The 13,526-nt window shown below is 60.3% G+C and carries 11 protein-coding genes and 1 pseudogene; 2 read left to right on the top strand and 10 right to left on the bottom strand.

Features of this window, described 5'->3' with window-relative positions:
- Position 1 precedes the first annotated feature (1 nt).
- The 3 genes from nuoC to HU749_RS19020 all read right to left on the bottom strand — a co-directional run bounded on the left by nuoC (position 2) and on the right by HU749_RS19020 (position 2,958).
- Positions 2–1,786 (bottom strand): NADH-quinone oxidoreductase subunit C/D, encoded by a 1,785-nt coding sequence (nuoC, locus tag HU749_RS19030; RefSeq protein ID WP_018609203.1) that lies wholly within the window; start codon positions 1,784–1,786, stop codon positions 2–4.
- Positions 1,787–1,859: 73 nt separating this feature from the next.
- Complete coding sequence (locus tag HU749_RS19025) at positions 1,860–2,534, bottom strand: NuoB/complex I 20 kDa subunit family protein (RefSeq protein ID WP_013693708.1); 675 nt, start codon at positions 2,532–2,534, stop codon at positions 1,860–1,862.
- Positions 2,535–2,544: 10 nt separating this feature from the next.
- Positions 2,545–2,958 (bottom strand): NADH-quinone oxidoreductase subunit A, encoded by a 414-nt coding sequence (locus HU749_RS19020; RefSeq protein ID WP_003203367.1) that lies wholly within the window; start codon positions 2,956–2,958, stop codon positions 2,545–2,547.
- Positions 2,959–3,754: 796 nt separating this feature from the next.
- Between HU749_RS19020 and HU749_RS29680 the strand changes: the two are divergent.
- Positions 3,755–4,792 (top strand): annotated as a pseudogene (locus HU749_RS29680) (methyl-accepting chemotaxis protein); the annotation flags it as partial.
- On the top strand, positions 4,778–5,695 hold the full coding sequence (locus tag HU749_RS29675) for a methyl-accepting chemotaxis protein (RefSeq protein ID WP_413037928.1): 918 nt from the start codon (positions 4,778–4,780) through the stop codon (positions 5,693–5,695). The pseudogene HU749_RS29680 and the gene HU749_RS29675, both read left to right, overlap by 15 nt.
- A gap of 112 nt (positions 5,696–5,807) precedes the next feature.
- Here HU749_RS29675 and aceA read toward each other — a convergent pair whose 3' ends face one another.
- From aceA to mnmA, 7 genes are all read right to left on the bottom strand, one after another.
- Positions 5,808–7,133, bottom strand: a complete 1,326-nt coding sequence (gene aceA / locus HU749_RS19010; RefSeq protein ID WP_014337679.1) for an isocitrate lyase — start codon at positions 7,131–7,133, stop codon at positions 5,808–5,810.
- Positions 7,134–7,588: 455 nt separating this feature from the next.
- The gene (locus tag HU749_RS19005; protein ID WP_186649790.1) at positions 7,589–8,350 is read right to left on the bottom strand and encodes a secretin N-terminal domain-containing protein; all 762 of its coding nucleotides are present in this window, start codon (positions 8,348–8,350) and stop codon (positions 7,589–7,591) included.
- A gap of 232 nt (positions 8,351–8,582) precedes the next feature.
- Positions 8,583–9,008, bottom strand: a complete 426-nt coding sequence (locus tag HU749_RS19000) for a GNAT family N-acetyltransferase (protein WP_046064953.1) — start codon at positions 9,006–9,008, stop codon at positions 8,583–8,585.
- The gene (locus tag HU749_RS18995; protein WP_186649793.1) at positions 9,001–10,167 is read right to left on the bottom strand and encodes a ribosomal protein uL16 3-hydroxylase; all 1,167 of its coding nucleotides are present in this window, start codon (positions 10,165–10,167) and stop codon (positions 9,001–9,003) included. Before HU749_RS18995 ends, HU749_RS19000 begins: the two co-directional genes overlap by 8 nt.
- Positions 10,168–10,251: 84 nt before the next feature.
- The gene (gene purB / locus HU749_RS18990) at positions 10,252–11,622 is read right to left on the bottom strand and encodes an adenylosuccinate lyase (RefSeq protein WP_014337682.1); all 1,371 of its coding nucleotides are present in this window, start codon (positions 11,620–11,622) and stop codon (positions 10,252–10,254) included.
- A 124-nt stretch (positions 11,623–11,746) separates the two neighbouring features.
- Positions 11,747–12,370, bottom strand: coding sequence for a high frequency lysogenization protein HflD (gene hflD, locus HU749_RS18985; RefSeq protein ID WP_046064955.1), 624 nt, complete (start codon positions 12,368–12,370; stop codon positions 11,747–11,749).
- Positions 12,367–13,491, bottom strand: coding sequence for a tRNA 2-thiouridine(34) synthase MnmA (gene mnmA, locus HU749_RS18980; protein WP_186649796.1), 1,125 nt, complete (start codon positions 13,489–13,491; stop codon positions 12,367–12,369). The genes hflD and mnmA overlap by 4 nt, the downstream gene beginning before the upstream one ends.
- Positions 13,492–13,526 lie beyond the last annotated feature (35 nt).

Raw genomic sequence — 13,526 nt, 5'->3', positions numbered from 1 at the left:
CTTAGCGGTCCACGTCGGCCATAACGAAATCGATACTACCCAGGTACGCAATCATGTCCGCGACCATGCTGCCTTTGATCACCGAAGGGATCTGTTGCAGGTGTGGGAAGCTTGGGGTGCGAATCCGGGTGCGGTAGCTCATGGTGCCGCCGTCGCTCGTCAGGTAATAACTGTTGATGCCCTTGGTCGCTTCGATCATCTGGAAGGATTCGTTGGCCGGCATGACCGGGCCCCACGAAACCTGCAGGAAGTGCGTGATCAGGGTCTCGATGTGCTGCAGCGTGCGCTCTTTGGGCGGCGGCGTGGTCAGCGGGTGATCCGCCTTGTACGGGCCTTCCGGCATGTTGCGCATGCATTGGTCGATGATCTTGATGCTCTGGCGCATTTCCTCGACGCGAACCATGCAGCGGTCGTAGGCATCGCCATTGGCCGCCAGCGGTACTTCGAATTCGAAGTTCTCGTAGCCGGAGTAGGGGCGTGCCTTGCGCAGGTCGAAGTCGCAACCGGTGGAACGCAGGCCGGCACCGGTGACGCCCCATTCCAGGGCCTCCTTGGTGTTGTAGGCGGCGACCCCGATGGTACGACCCTTGAGGATGCTGTTCTGCAGGGCGGCCTTGGTGTATTCGTCCAGGCGCTTGGGCATCCACTCGACGAAGTCCTTGACCAGCTTTTCCCAGCCGCGTGGCAGATCGTGGGCAACGCCACCGATGCGGTACCAGGCCGGGTGCAGGCGGAAACCGGTGATGGCTTCGATCACCGTGTAGGCCTTTTGGCGGTCGGTGAAGGTGAAGAACACCGGTGTCATGGCACCCACGTCCTGGATATAGGTCCCCAGGAACAGCAGGTGGCTGGTGATACGGAAGAACTCGGCCATCATGATGCGGATGACGTCGACCTTCTCCGGTACCTTGATCCCGGCCAGTTTCTCCACCGACAGCACGTACGGCAGGTTGTTCATCACACCGCCGAGGTAGTCGATGCGGTCGGTGTACGGGATGAAGCTGTGCCAGGACTGGCGCTCGGCCATCTTCTCGGCGCCACGGTGGTGGTAGCCGATGTCAGGCACGCAGTCGACGATCTCTTCGCCGTCCAGTTGCAGGATGATGCGGAACGCACCGTGGGCCGAAGGGTGGTTCGGGCCCAGGTTGAGGAACATGTAGTCCTCGTTGGCGCCCGAACGCTTCATGCCCCAGTCTTCAGGCTTGAAGCGCGCGGCTTCTTCCTCGAGCTGTTGCTTGGCCAGGGACAGGCTGAACGGGTCGAACTCGGTGGCGCGGGCCGGGAAGTCCTTGCGCAGCGGGTGACCTTCCCAGGTCGGCGGCATCATGATGCGGGTCAGGTGCGGGTGGCCGGGGAAGTCGATCCCGTACATGTCCCACACTTCACGCTCGTACCAGTTGGCGTTCGGCCAGATGCCGGTCACGGTCGGCACGCTAAGGTCGCTCTCGGACAAGGCGACCTTGATCATTACGTCACTATTACGCTCGATCGACATCAAGTGATAGAACACGGTGAAGTCGACGCCGTCGGGCAGCCCTTGACGCTTGGTGCGCAGGCGCTCGTCCACGCCGTGCAGGTCATAGAGCATGACGTACGGCTTGGGCAGGTTGCGCAGGAAGGTCAGGACTTCGACGAGTTTGGCGCGGGCAACCCAAAGCACCGGCATGCCGGTGCGGGTCGGCTGGGCGGTGAACGCCTCGGGGCCAAAACGGTTGTTCAGTTCGACGACCACATCCTGGTCGTCTGCCTTGTAAGGCGGGATGTACAGAGCACTGCCTGTAGTCATGGTTATTTATCGCTTTCGGTCAACGTAAAGAATGAAGCCAGGTTCTCGTTTCTTGTAGAGGAACAGAGCTGGATCAGACTTCGTCGGGGCTGCGCAGGTTGGTGACTGCGATACGCTGTTCGCGGCGCTGTTCCTTTTGCGATGGCATGTCGGCGCGATAGACGCCTTGATCGCCAACGACCCAGGACAGTGGGCGACGCTCCTGGCCAATCGACTCCTGCAACAGCATCAGGCCTTGCAGGAAAGCTTCAGGGCGAGGCGGGCAGCCGGGCACGTAGACGTCCACGGGCAGGAACTTGTCCACCCCTTGAACGACGGAGTAGATGTCGTACATGCCACCGGAGTTGGCGCACGAACCCATGGAGATGACCCACTTGGGCTCGAGCATTTGCTCGTAGAGACGCTGGATGATCGGCGCCATCTTGATGAAGCAGGTACCGGCGATAACCATGAAATCCGCCTGGCGTGGCGATGCCCGGATCACCTCGGCACCAAAGCGCGCGATGTCGTGGGGCGCCGTGAAGGCGGTGGTCATTTCCACGTAGCAGCACGAAAGGCCGAAGTTGTACGGCCACAGGGAGTTCTTGCGACCCCAGTTGACCGTGCTGTTCAGCACGTCTTCGAGCTTGCCCATGAAGATGTTTTTGTGGACTTGATCTTCTAACGGATCGGCGACGGTTTCCCGTTCGCCAATCGGATACTGCTCGTTAGGAGCATCGGGGTCGATCCTGGTGAGATTGTATTGCATTGCCAAAGCCTCATTGTTTCAGCTTCGCTTGCCGCTTGCGCCGAGCTTCCGGAGCCCAATCAAGCGCCCCCACTCGGTAAAGGTAGACAAGACCTGCCAACAGAATTGCTATGAAAACGAGAGCTTCGACGAATCCGGTCCAGCCGCTTTCGCGGACGGACACAGACCATGCAAAGAGAAAGAGGGCTTCGATATCGAAGATCACGAAGAGCATCGCGACCAGATAGAATTTGGCTGAGAGCCGCAAGCGGGCGCCACCGGTAGGTAGCATGCCGGACTCGAACGGTTCATTTTTGCTGCGGCCCCAGGCTTTTGACCCAAGCAGGCTCGACACACCGAGCATGAAAGCACACAGGCCAACAACGCCCAGAAGGAAAATGGCAAAGCCCCAATTGTGGGCCATGAGTCCTGTCGCTTCGGACATGCTGGAAATCCTTAACAGAGAGCAAAGGTCTCTGAGCTTGAATGAAATAACGCAGTGACGATATGTCGCAGCAATCAATCGCGGTGATTTTATGGCTAAACACCGGGCAAGTAAAATTCCTATAGCGAAATTATTTATTGGAATAAGGACATAGCGCGCCTCCATGAGCCCGCGGCCCAGGCCCGGCGGGCGTTGACCGTGTGTTCAGCAATAATATTTCGTGCGGAATGTAACAATGATAATGGCTTACAAATGATAATTATTATTATCTGTGGCGGCCTTTCTATGGTGTACTTAGTATTGTGCCCGAGAGACTGTCTTACATCGCCGCTACTGCAATTGTCAGCGCCGCACGTTTTACTCCTTTTCGGACTGCCCAATACTGCGTTCGATCAATTTTTCTATCCGTACGCCGAAGTTTTGTGAGGAAGGGCTCGGTGAGGGTTGGATCTGCGTGGGGGACTGCTCCTGTGGGAGCCAAGCTTGCTCGCCATGCCGGTAACGCGGTCCCGAGGCAGACAGCGTAATCGTTCATCGCAGGCGAGCCTGACTCCCACAGATGCAGGCTTGCTCTTACAGCGTAGGTTGCTTCAAAAAAAACGGGTGAAAAAACCAGACTCGTGCCGATTTTTGCTCGCTAGCCCCCCGCACAATCTATCCGTCGTCGACTTCTCTTGAAGAAGTGATATCAAATAGCTATCTTTGTGCCTCATTCATCTAATCATCTATACCAATATTTGGTTAGGCCAACGCCCCCTTCTTAGATAGCCGCGCCAGGTCTCATCGTTCGCGGCTGATGACCACAAGGAATGCCATGAACTCTTGGATCGCGAATATGAGCGTTATGCTCAAGCTGGCTTTGGGCTTTGCCGTTGTGCTGCTTCTGACCGCTATCCTCGCCGCGACCGGTTGGTTCAGCCTGGGGAAAATGATCGAGCGTACTGATCGAATGACCAGCATCACCGAACTCGGCAACCGTCTTGATCACCTGCGCAGGGCTCGCTTGCAATACCAGCTGGACCGGGGAGATGAACAAAAGGGTGCACTGATCCAGGCGTCGCTGGACCAGTTTGTCGCCAAGCAGAAAAGCCTCGCAAACGAGTTGAGAAAACCTGAAAACCTGAAGAAACTTGCGCTGATCGAGCAGGCCAGCACGCAGTATCAAGTGGCACTGAATACGATGCGCGAGGCTTATCGCAATGACGCGGCCATGCGCAAGGAGATGGGCGTCAACGCGGTCAAGGGTGCCGCGCTGATTGCCAAGGTCATCAATGACGTAGAAGCAATGCCTGCCTCGGATGAGCGCCGTTTCGAGCAGTACAGGGTCATCCTCAAGGCAAAAGAGGACTTGGCACTGGTGCGTTATGAAGTGCGTGGCTATACCGGCAACCCCAACAGTGCCACCGAGCTCGCCGCCGCCCGCCAGCTCGAAAATGCGCTCAAGGGCATCGAAACCCTCAACGGCGCTTTCGGTCCGACCTATGCCGACACCATCAAGCAGTTGGAAGCCGCGCTGATCGCCTACCGCCGTTCGGTGCAGGACTTCACTGCCAGCAATCAGGCCATTGGCAAGGCGGTGCAGGACACTGTCGATTTGGGTGAAACCATCACTCGTCTGTCTGACGAAATGTATGCCAACCAACTGGTCTCCCGTGACGAAGACAGCGCCCAGGCGCGCATCCTGCAACTGAGCTGTACTGCCTTGGCGATGTTGCTGGGGATTTTTGCCGCCCTGATCATCACCCGCCAGATTACACGGCCGTTACAGGACACATTGGCTGTGGTCGATCGCATTGCAGCGGGCGACCTTACGCAACACATGACCGTGACCCGTCGTGACGAACTGGGTGTCTTGCAGCAGGGTATTGAGCGCATGGGCACCACCTTGCGCGACCTGATCGGTGGCATCCGCGATGGCGTCACCCAAATCGCCAGTGCCGCCGAAGAGCTATCGGCTGTCACCGAGCAGACCAGTGCCGGGGTCAATAGTCAGAAGACCGAGACCGATCAGGTGGCTACCGCCATGCACGAAATGTCGGTCACCGTGCATGAAGTCGCGCGTAATGCCGAACAAGCTCGCGCAGCTGCATCAGAGGCCGATGCACAAGCCCGTATTGGCGACCAGGTGGTCGCGCAAGCCATCGTTCAGATTGAGCGCTTGGCCGGCGAGGTCGGGCGTTCAGTCGAAGCCATGAACGAGCTGGAACAGGAAAGCGGGCGCATCGGCAAGATCATGGACGTGATCCGGGCGGTGGCTGAACAGACCAACTTGTTGGCTCTTAACGCTGCCATCGAGGCCGCTCGCGCGGGTGACGCCGGGCGCGGTTTTGCCGTGGTCGCCGATGAAGTCCGTGGACTGGCCCAGCGTACCCAGCATTCCACCGAAGAGATTGAAAGCCTGGTGGCGGGCTTGCAGAACGGCACGCGCCAGGTATCGAGCATCATGCGAAACAGCCGCGAACTGACCGACAGTAGCGTGGAATTGGCAGGCAAAGCCGGCACCTCCCTGGGCAACATTACTCAGGCGGTTTCTGGCATTCAGGCCATGAACCAACAAATTGCCGCCGCCGCGGTGCAACAAAGCTCGGTGGCCGAGGAAATCAGCCGGAGTATCCTGAGCGTGCGCGATGTATCCGAACAGACCGCCTCCGCCAGCGAAGAAACCGCAGCCTCCAGCATCGAACTGGCGCGCCTGGGTAACCAGTTGCAGCAGTTGGTCAGTCATTTCAAGGTGTGAAAAACGGAGCGGAAAAAACCGGCAAAAAAAAGCCCCGAACCAGTCGGGGCTTCAGATCATCGGCTTTGCGGTTAGCTTTTACTCGGTCCGCAAGGGCCGTTTACGGCGTGTATCAGTGGAACTGTTCTTCTTCGGTGGAGCCGGTCAGTGCGGTCACCGACGAAGTGCCGCCCTGGATCACGGTGGTCATGTCGTCGAAGTAGCCGGTGCCCACTTCCTGCTGGTGAGCCACGAAGGTGTAGCCCTTGGCGGCGTCAGCGAACTCTTGCTCTTGTAGCTTCACGTAGGCGGTCATGTCGTTGCGGGCGTAGTCGTGCGCCAGGTTGAACATGCTGTGCCACATGTTGTGAATGCCGGCCAGGGTGATGAACTGGTGCTTGTAGCCCATGGCGGACAGTTCGCGCTGGAACTTGGCGATGGTCGCGTCGTCCAGGTTTTTCTTCCAGTTGAAGGAAGGCGAGCAGTTGTACGACAGCAGTTGGTCCGGGTATTCCTTCTTGATCGCTTCGGCGAAGCGACGAGCCTCGTCCAGGTCCGGCTTGGCGGTTTCGCACCAGATCAGGTCGGCATACGGCGCGTAGGCCAGGCCACGGGCGATGGCTTGGTCGAGACCGGCGCGCACCTTGTAGAAGCCTTCCTGGGTGCGGGTACCTGTCACGAACGGCTGGTCGTACGGGTCGCAGTCGGAGGTCAGCAGGTCAGCGGCGTTGGCGTCGGTACGGGCCAGGATGATGGTCGGTACACCGGCAACGTCGGCAGCCAGGCGGGCAGCGGTCAGCTTCTGCACGGCTTCCTGGGTTGGAACCAGTACCTTGCCGCCCATGTGGCCGCATTTCTTCACCGAAGCCAGTTGGTCTTCGAAGTGAACGCCAGCGGCGCCTGCCTCGATCATGCTCTTCATCAGCTCGTAGGCGTTCAGGACGCCACCGAAACCGGCTTCAGCGTCAGCCACGATCGGCGCGAAGTAGTCGATGTAGCCTTCGTCGCCCGGGTTCTTGCCGGCTTTCCACTGGATCTGGTCGGCGCGACGGAAAGAGTTGTTGATGCGCTTGACCACGGTTGGAACCGAATCTACTGGGTACAGCGACTGGTCGGGGTACATCGACTCGGCGGAGTTGTTGTCCGCGGCTACTTGCCAGCCCGACAGGTAGATCGCCTGGATGCCGGCCTTGACTTGCTGCACAGCCTGGCCGCCGGTCAGGGCGCCCATGCAGTTGACGAAATCTTTCTCGGGACGGAAGGCTGGCTTGGCGCCCTGGGTCACCAGGTTCCAGAGCTTCTCGGCGCCCATCTTCGCAAAGGTGTGCTCAGGTTGAACCGAGCCACGCAGACGGACGACGTCAGCAGCGGAATAATTGCGCTTCACGCCTTTCCAGCGCGGGTTTTCAGCCCAGTCTTTTTCAAGGGCTGCAATTTGCTGTTCGCGTGTCAGTGCCATGGAGATAAACCTCGTCGCATAGGTCTTGGTGGAAAATTCCTGCTCCTGCCGACCAGGGGTTGGCGTACAAGTCGGTTCAGGCGGGGCGACGACGGGATGAACGATGGGCTCGAGGGGAAAGTGAGCAGGTAGGGGCGAACTGCGGGCGCATTCGGGCGTCGTGGGCCTCCATACGAACTCAGAGTGATGCCGGGTTACCTAGTTACGCTTCCGTCCCTCGGGACAACTTCGTTCCAGTCGCAACCTCGTCAAACACACCTTGTGGGCGGTACAGACACGAATCGGCTCGCAGGGTAGTTGCAAGCGTCGACCCGAAGGCCCTTGCCAGGGCCCCTGATTAGCGGGAGCGAGGCCATCATGCCTTCGGTTTTTTGCCTCGTCAAACGTTTTGTAGTGCTTTTTTTGTGGCACTACATCTTTGGTCTAATACGACTCATCAGTCAGTTTTTGGTGCTTCAGTTCAGGGTATCGACCTTGACCCGCAGAATCATGTCGTCGCGGCCCTGGGTAGAGTAGCTGCGGGTCAGGCCCTGCTTGTCGGCTTGAGTCTGGCGATTGACGCCGGCCAGGGTGATCCATTCGCCCAGGCGGCCGCTGACGGTTGTGTCGGTACTCTGAACGTTCACTACATCGGGACGTTCCTGGCTCATGCGGTCACGGTTGGTACTGATACTGAGATGAACGGTCTCACCGGTGACGCTCGCCGTGACATAAAAACCCTGGGTGACGTTGCGGTATTCGGTCTGGCTTTGCAGGCGGCCGTAGTTGTCGGTCTGGCTGCTGGTGAAGGGCACGCTCTGGCCGACCTGGATCAGCGCCGGCTGGCCTTCGCTGGCTTGCACCTGCTGCACGCCGCCGTCATGGCTGGCGGTGCTGCGGTTGATGATGCGGGTCTGGCTGGGCGCGGCACCGTTGATCGAGTAACCCTGGTCGCCCTGCAGGTTGTTTTCGTTGGTATCGACCGTAATCAGCAGGCGCTTGGGCGCGGTGTCCAACTGGGCCAGGAATTGCCGGAGTTCTTCGATCTTGCCGGGCTCGGCGTTGACGATCAGTTGGTTGCCGTAGGCGCTGACCTGGCCGTCCTTGCCGATGAAATTCTGCGCCACCGGCAGCAGGTCTGCGCTGGTGCGGTAGTTCAGCGGCACGACTTGCGTATCGGCCATGGCTGACAGGCTGCTACCAAGCAGCAGGAGGGTCAGCAGGGTGCGTAGAAGCATGTCCATTTCTCCGTGAGACAAAGGCCTGATATTGCCAGTTTGTCGGCCCCGGGTGGGGCAAGTTGAATGTTAGACGGCAAAACGCCCCGGCATCGGTGGATGGCGGGGCGTTTTGAGCTTGCATGATGCTTTTGTGGCGAGGGAGCTTGCTCCCGCTGGGTCGCGAAGCGAACCCAAAAAAGCAGGGGCCGCTGCGCAGCCCAGCGGGAGCAAGCTCCCTCGCCACAGGGTTTCAGGCTGAACGCCGCACCATGTCCACATGAGGAATCCCGGCTTCCAGGAACTCCTCGCTGACCACCGCAAACCCCAGTCGCTCATAGAACGGCGTGGCATGCACCTGGGCGCTGAGCATCTGTTGCTGGAGCCCACGTTTCTCGGCTTCGGCGATCACGGCATGCATCAGCGCATCGCCCACCTTCAGGCCGCGCCAGTCCCTGAGGACCGAGACGCGGCCGATATGGCCGTCGGTCAACAGGCGGGCGGTGCCGATGGGAAAGTCGCCTTCAAACGCCAGAAAATGCACCGCGCTCTGGTCGTCGGCATCCCATTCCAGCTCAGGTGGAACGGACTGCTCGGCAATGAACACGGTCTCACGAATGCGCCGGATCTCGGCGTTATCCTTTTGCCAGTCTGCGACACGAACGTGAATTTTATTCATCGGCGAACCCCAGGCTGCCTTGCTTGACCAGTTCGCAGACCAGGCCGCGACCGTCTTCGTCGGCCAGCCACGGACCGAGGTTCTCGATGTGCAGGGCGTCGGCGGCGCAGATCATTTTCAGCAACTCGCGCAGCTTGCCCGGCAGGTAACGGCTCTGGCCGCTGGCGAACAGCAGCAGGTCGTCATCGACTTCCGACCAGGCCAGGCGCGCGCTCGGGTTGCGAATGATCACGGCGCCTTGTTCCAGGCTGGCCAGCAGGTCGTCTTCTTCCAGTTCCGGGCCCACCACCAGTTCCGGGTAGCGCGGCTCGGTCATGAACTGGCCGAACCAGGTCAGCAGCAGGCGCTCGTCGCTCATGTGCTCGGCCAGCAAGCCCTTGAGGCGGTCGAGGGCGTCCTGCTGGATCTGGTGCGGGTCGGCTACAGGGCGCGCGTCGGCGTCGGTGTAGCGCTCTTCGTCCGGCAGGAACTGGCCGAGGAAGTCGGTGAAGTGGGTCAGGACTTCAGCGGCGCTCGGCGCACGGAAACCCACCGAGTAGGTCATGCAGTCGTCCACGGCCACGCCACAGTGCGCCAGGCGCGGCGGCAGGTAGAGCATGTCGCCCGGTTCCAGGGTCCACTCGTCAGTGGCTTCGAATTCAGCGAGAATGCGCAGGTCGGCGTGCTGCAGCAGCGGGCTTTCGGAGTCGCACATCTGGCCGATTTTCCAGTTGCGCTGGCCATGGCCCTGCAGCAGGAACACGTCGTAGTTATCGAAATGCGGACCCACGCTGCCACCTGGGGCGGCGAAGCTGATCATCACATCATCGATGCGCCAGCTCGGCAGGAAGCGGAAGTTCTCCAGCAGCTCGCTGACTTCCGGTACGAACTGATCGACCGCCTGTACCAGCAGGGTCCACTCGCGCTCTGGCAGCTTGCTGAATTCGTCTTCGGCGAACGGGCCGCGACGCAATTCCCAAGGGCGCTCGCCGTGTTCGATCACCAGGCGCGATTCGACTTCTTCTTCCAAGGCCAGACCGGCCAGTTCGTCGGCATCGATCGGGTTCTGGAAGTCAGGAATCGCCTGACGGATCAGCAGGGGTTTTTTCTGCCAGTAGTCGCGCAGGAACTCCCGTGCCGTGATGCCGCCCAGGAGTTGCAGAGGAATATCAGGATTCATGTGTAACCTATTGAAAAAATATACTTTTCAGACGCGAATAAAAACGCCCGGCGCGGCCGGGCGTCTCAAAGGTACAGCCGTGTATCAGATGCGCTTGGCTTGTGCCGCTGCGTTGCCGATGTAGTTGGCCGGCGTCAGCTTCTTCAGCTCGGCGCGGGCCTCGGCAGGCATGTCCAGGCCATCGATGAAAGTCTGCAACGCTTCAGGGCTGATGCCCTTGCCACGGGTCAGTTCTTTCAGCTTTTCATACGGGTTTTCGATGTTATAGCGACGCATCACGGTCTGGATCGGCTCGGCCAGGACTTCCCAGCAGGCGTCCAGGTCAGCGGCGATCTTCTGCTCGTTCAGTTCCAGCTTGCTGATGCCCTTGAGGCTGGCTTCGTAGGCAATGACGCTGTGGGCAAAACCCACGCCCAGATTGCGCAGCACGGTGGAGTCGGTCAGGTCGCGCTGCCAGCGGGAGATCGGCAGTTTGCTCGCCAGGTGCTGGAACAGCGCGTTGGCGATGCCCAGGTTGCCTTCGGAGTTTTCGAAGTCGATCGGGTTGACCTTGTGCGGCATGGTCGAGGAACCGATTTCGCCGGCGATGGTGCGCTGTTTGAAGTAACCCAGGGAGATGTAGCCCCAGATGTCACGGTCGAAGTCGATCAGGATGGTGTTGAAGCGCGCGATCGCATCGAACAGCTCGGCGATGTAGTCATGCGGTTCGATCTGGGTGGTGTAGGGGTTGAAGCTCAGGCCCAGCTCGTCTTCGATAAAGGCGCGGGCGTTGGCTTCCCAGTCGATGTCCGGGTAGGCCGACAGGTGGGCGTTGTAGTTGCCCACGGCGCCGTTGATCTTGCCCAGCAGCGGCACGGCGGCCACTTGGGCGATCTGGCGCTCCAGGCGGTAGACCACGTTCGCCAGCTCCTTGCCCAGGGTGGTCGGCGAAGCCGGTTGACCGTGGGTGCGCGACAGCATCGGCACGTCGGCGAAGCGGATCGCCAGCTCGCGGATGGCCTGGGCGGTCTGGCGCATCAGTGGCAGCATCACCTCATCGCGGCCTTCGCGCAGCATCAGGGCGTGGGACAGGTTGTTGATGTCCTCGCTGGTGCAGGCGAAGTGGATGAACTCGCTGACATTGGCCAGTTCCGGCAGCTTGGCCGCCTGCTCTTTGAGCAGGTACTCGATAGCCTTGACGTCGTGGTTGGTGGTGCGCTCGATCTCTTTGACGCGCTCGGCGTGCTCCAGTACAAAATTTTCTGCCAGGGCGTTCAGCACCGCGTTGGCTTCGGCGGAAAACGCCGGCACTTCGCTGATGGCAGGGTGGGCGGCCAGGCGCTGGAGCCAGCGCACTTCAACCAGGACGCGGGCACGGATCAGGCCGTACTCGCTGAAAATCGGGCGCAGGGCCTGGGTTTTGCCGGCGTAGCGGCCGTCAACAGGGGAAACCGCAGTGAGCGAAGAGAGCTGCATGGGGTGTTCTCGGACAGTCGGGCAACGAAATGGGGCGCGTATCATACATGAAAACAATCGCCGGTCCGTCGCCAACTGACCGGCGTATTACGCGTAACGAACTACAAAAGCGGGTTGAGGCGACTTATTCGTTGCGCATCAACGGGTAAAGCTCTTTAAGCAATTTGCGCCGGCTGATCACCAGTTGCCAGCGATGGCCGCCCAACTGCCGCCACAGCCGTGCCGAACGAATTCCGGCCAGCAACAGGGCGCGGATCTTCGAGGCATTGCTCGGTTGCTGCAGGTTGCGCATGTCGCCATGCACCTGGATGCGCTGGCGCAAGGTGCTCAGGGTGTCCTGGTACAGCGCGCCGCAGGCCGCGACGACGTTTTCGTGGGAGGGGCCGAAGTGCTCGACCTGGGACTGGATCTGCGGCAAGCGTTTGCCGATGGTCTCCAGCAGGTCGTCGCGTTTGGCCAACTGGCGCTCAAGGCCCAGCATCGACAGGGCATAGCGCAGCGGTTCGCGTTGCAGGGCGCTGGGATCGCGCTCCAGGGCGCCGATCAGCGCACGATAGCCTTCGCGCAGGTTCAGGTCATCGCCGCCGTAGACTTCGAGGGTGTCCTTGGGGTCGCGAACCAGCAGGCTGCCGAGCATGCAGGCCACGCCCGCTTCGCTGGCCTGGCCGGTCTTGGCGATCCTGTCCACCAGCACGGCGGCGAGAAATACGCCGCCCAATGCTGTCAGTTGTTCCTGGATGGGGGTCATGCCTTGCTGCTCCAAGGCTCTGCGACTTCGATCACGCCGCCGCCCAGGCAGATTTCGCCGTCATAGAACACCACGGACTGGCCGGGCGTGACCGCCCGCTGCGGGTCATCGAAGATGGCGCGGTAGCCCGTGGCGGTTTTTTCCAGGGTGCAGGGCTGGTCGCTCTGGCGGTAGCGAACCTTGGCCGTCAGGCGACGCGGTTCGCTGAGGTCGATCGGGTTGACCCAGTAGATGTCGGAGGCGAGCAGGGCGCGGGAAAACAACCATGGATGGTCGTTGCCCTGGCCGACGATCAGCTCGTTGTGCTCCAGGTCCTTGACCAGCACGTACCACGGCTCTTCCCCGGCGTCTTTCAGCCCGCCGATGCCCAGGCCCTGGCGCTGGCCGATGGTGTGGTACATCAGGCCATGGTGACGGCCGATGACTTCGCCTTCGGTCGTCTTGATCTCGCCCGGCTGGGCCGGCAGGTATTGCTTGAGGAAGTCGCTGAAACGCCGCTCACCAATAAAGCAGATCCCGGTGGAGTCTTTCTTCTTGGCGGTGGCGAGCTGGTGTTTTTCGGCGATCGCACGCACTTCGGGCTTTTCCAGTTCGCCTACCGGGAACAGGGTCTTGGCGATCTGCTCGCCGCCGACGGCATGCAGGAAGTAGCTCTGGTCCTTGTTCGGGTCCAGGCCCTTGAGCAGTTCGGTGCGGCCGTCGATGTCGCGGCGGCGCACGTAGTGGCCGGTGGCGATCAGGTCGGCGCCGAGCATCATGGCGTAGTCGAGGAACGCCTTGAACTTGATTTCGCGGTTGCAGAGGATGTCCGGGTTCGGCGTGCGGCCGGCCTTGTATTCGGCCAGGAAGTGCTCGAAGACGTTGTCCCAGTACTCGGCGGCGAAGTTGGCAGTGTGCAGCTTGATGCCAATCTTGTCGCACACGGCCTGGGCGTCCGCCAGGTCATCCATGGCGGTGCAGTATTCGGTGCCGTCGTCTTCTTCCCAGTTCTTCATGAACAGGCCTTCCACCTCATAACCCTGCTCGATCAGCAGTAGGGCGGAAACGGAAGAGTCCACGCCGCCGGACATGCCGACAATGACGCGCTGCTTGGATGTGTCAGAAGGAGCTGGATCACGCATAGGAATTCAATGAGTGTCTTGAAAAAGGACGCGAT

Source organism: Pseudomonas ogarae (assembly GCF_014268695.2).
Classification (GTDB): Bacteria; Pseudomonadota; Gammaproteobacteria; order Pseudomonadales; family Pseudomonadaceae; genus Aquipseudomonas; species Aquipseudomonas kilonensis.
This window is presented reverse-complemented; position numbering and strand designations above follow the sequence as displayed.

Coding starts and splice junctions, on each gene's coding strand:
- nuoC (WP_018609203.1), bottom strand. CDS start 1,786: ATGACTACAGGCAGTGCTCTGTACATCCCGCCTTACAAGGCAGACGAC.
- HU749_RS19025 (WP_013693708.1), bottom strand. CDS start 2,534: ATGCAATACAATCTCACCAGGATCGACCCCGATGCTCCTAACGAGCAG.
- HU749_RS19020 (WP_003203367.1), bottom strand. CDS start 2,958: ATGTCCGAAGCGACAGGACTCATGGCCCACAATTGGGGCTTTGCCATT.
- HU749_RS29675 (WP_413037928.1), top strand. CDS start 4,778: ATGACCGTGACCCGTCGTGACGAACTGGGTGTCTTGCAGCAGGGTATT.
- aceA (WP_014337679.1), bottom strand. CDS start 7,133: ATGGCACTGACACGCGAACAGCAAATTGCAGCCCTTGAAAAAGACTGG.
- HU749_RS19005 (WP_186649790.1), bottom strand. CDS start 8,350: ATGCTTCTACGCACCCTGCTGACCCTCCTGCTGCTTGGTAGCAGCCTG.
- HU749_RS19000 (WP_046064953.1), bottom strand. CDS start 9,008: ATGAATAAAATTCACGTTCGTGTCGCAGACTGGCAAAAGGATAACGCC.
- HU749_RS18995 (WP_186649793.1), bottom strand. CDS start 10,167: ATGAATCCTGATATTCCTCTGCAACTCCTGGGCGGCATCACGGCACGG.
- purB (WP_014337682.1), bottom strand. CDS start 11,622: ATGCAGCTCTCTTCGCTCACTGCGGTTTCCCCTGTTGACGGCCGCTAC.
- hflD (WP_046064955.1), bottom strand. CDS start 12,370: ATGACCCCCATCCAGGAACAACTGACAGCATTGGGCGGCGTATTTCTC.
- mnmA (WP_186649796.1), bottom strand. CDS start 13,491: ATGCGTGATCCAGCTCCTTCTGACACATCCAAGCAGCGCGTCATTGTC.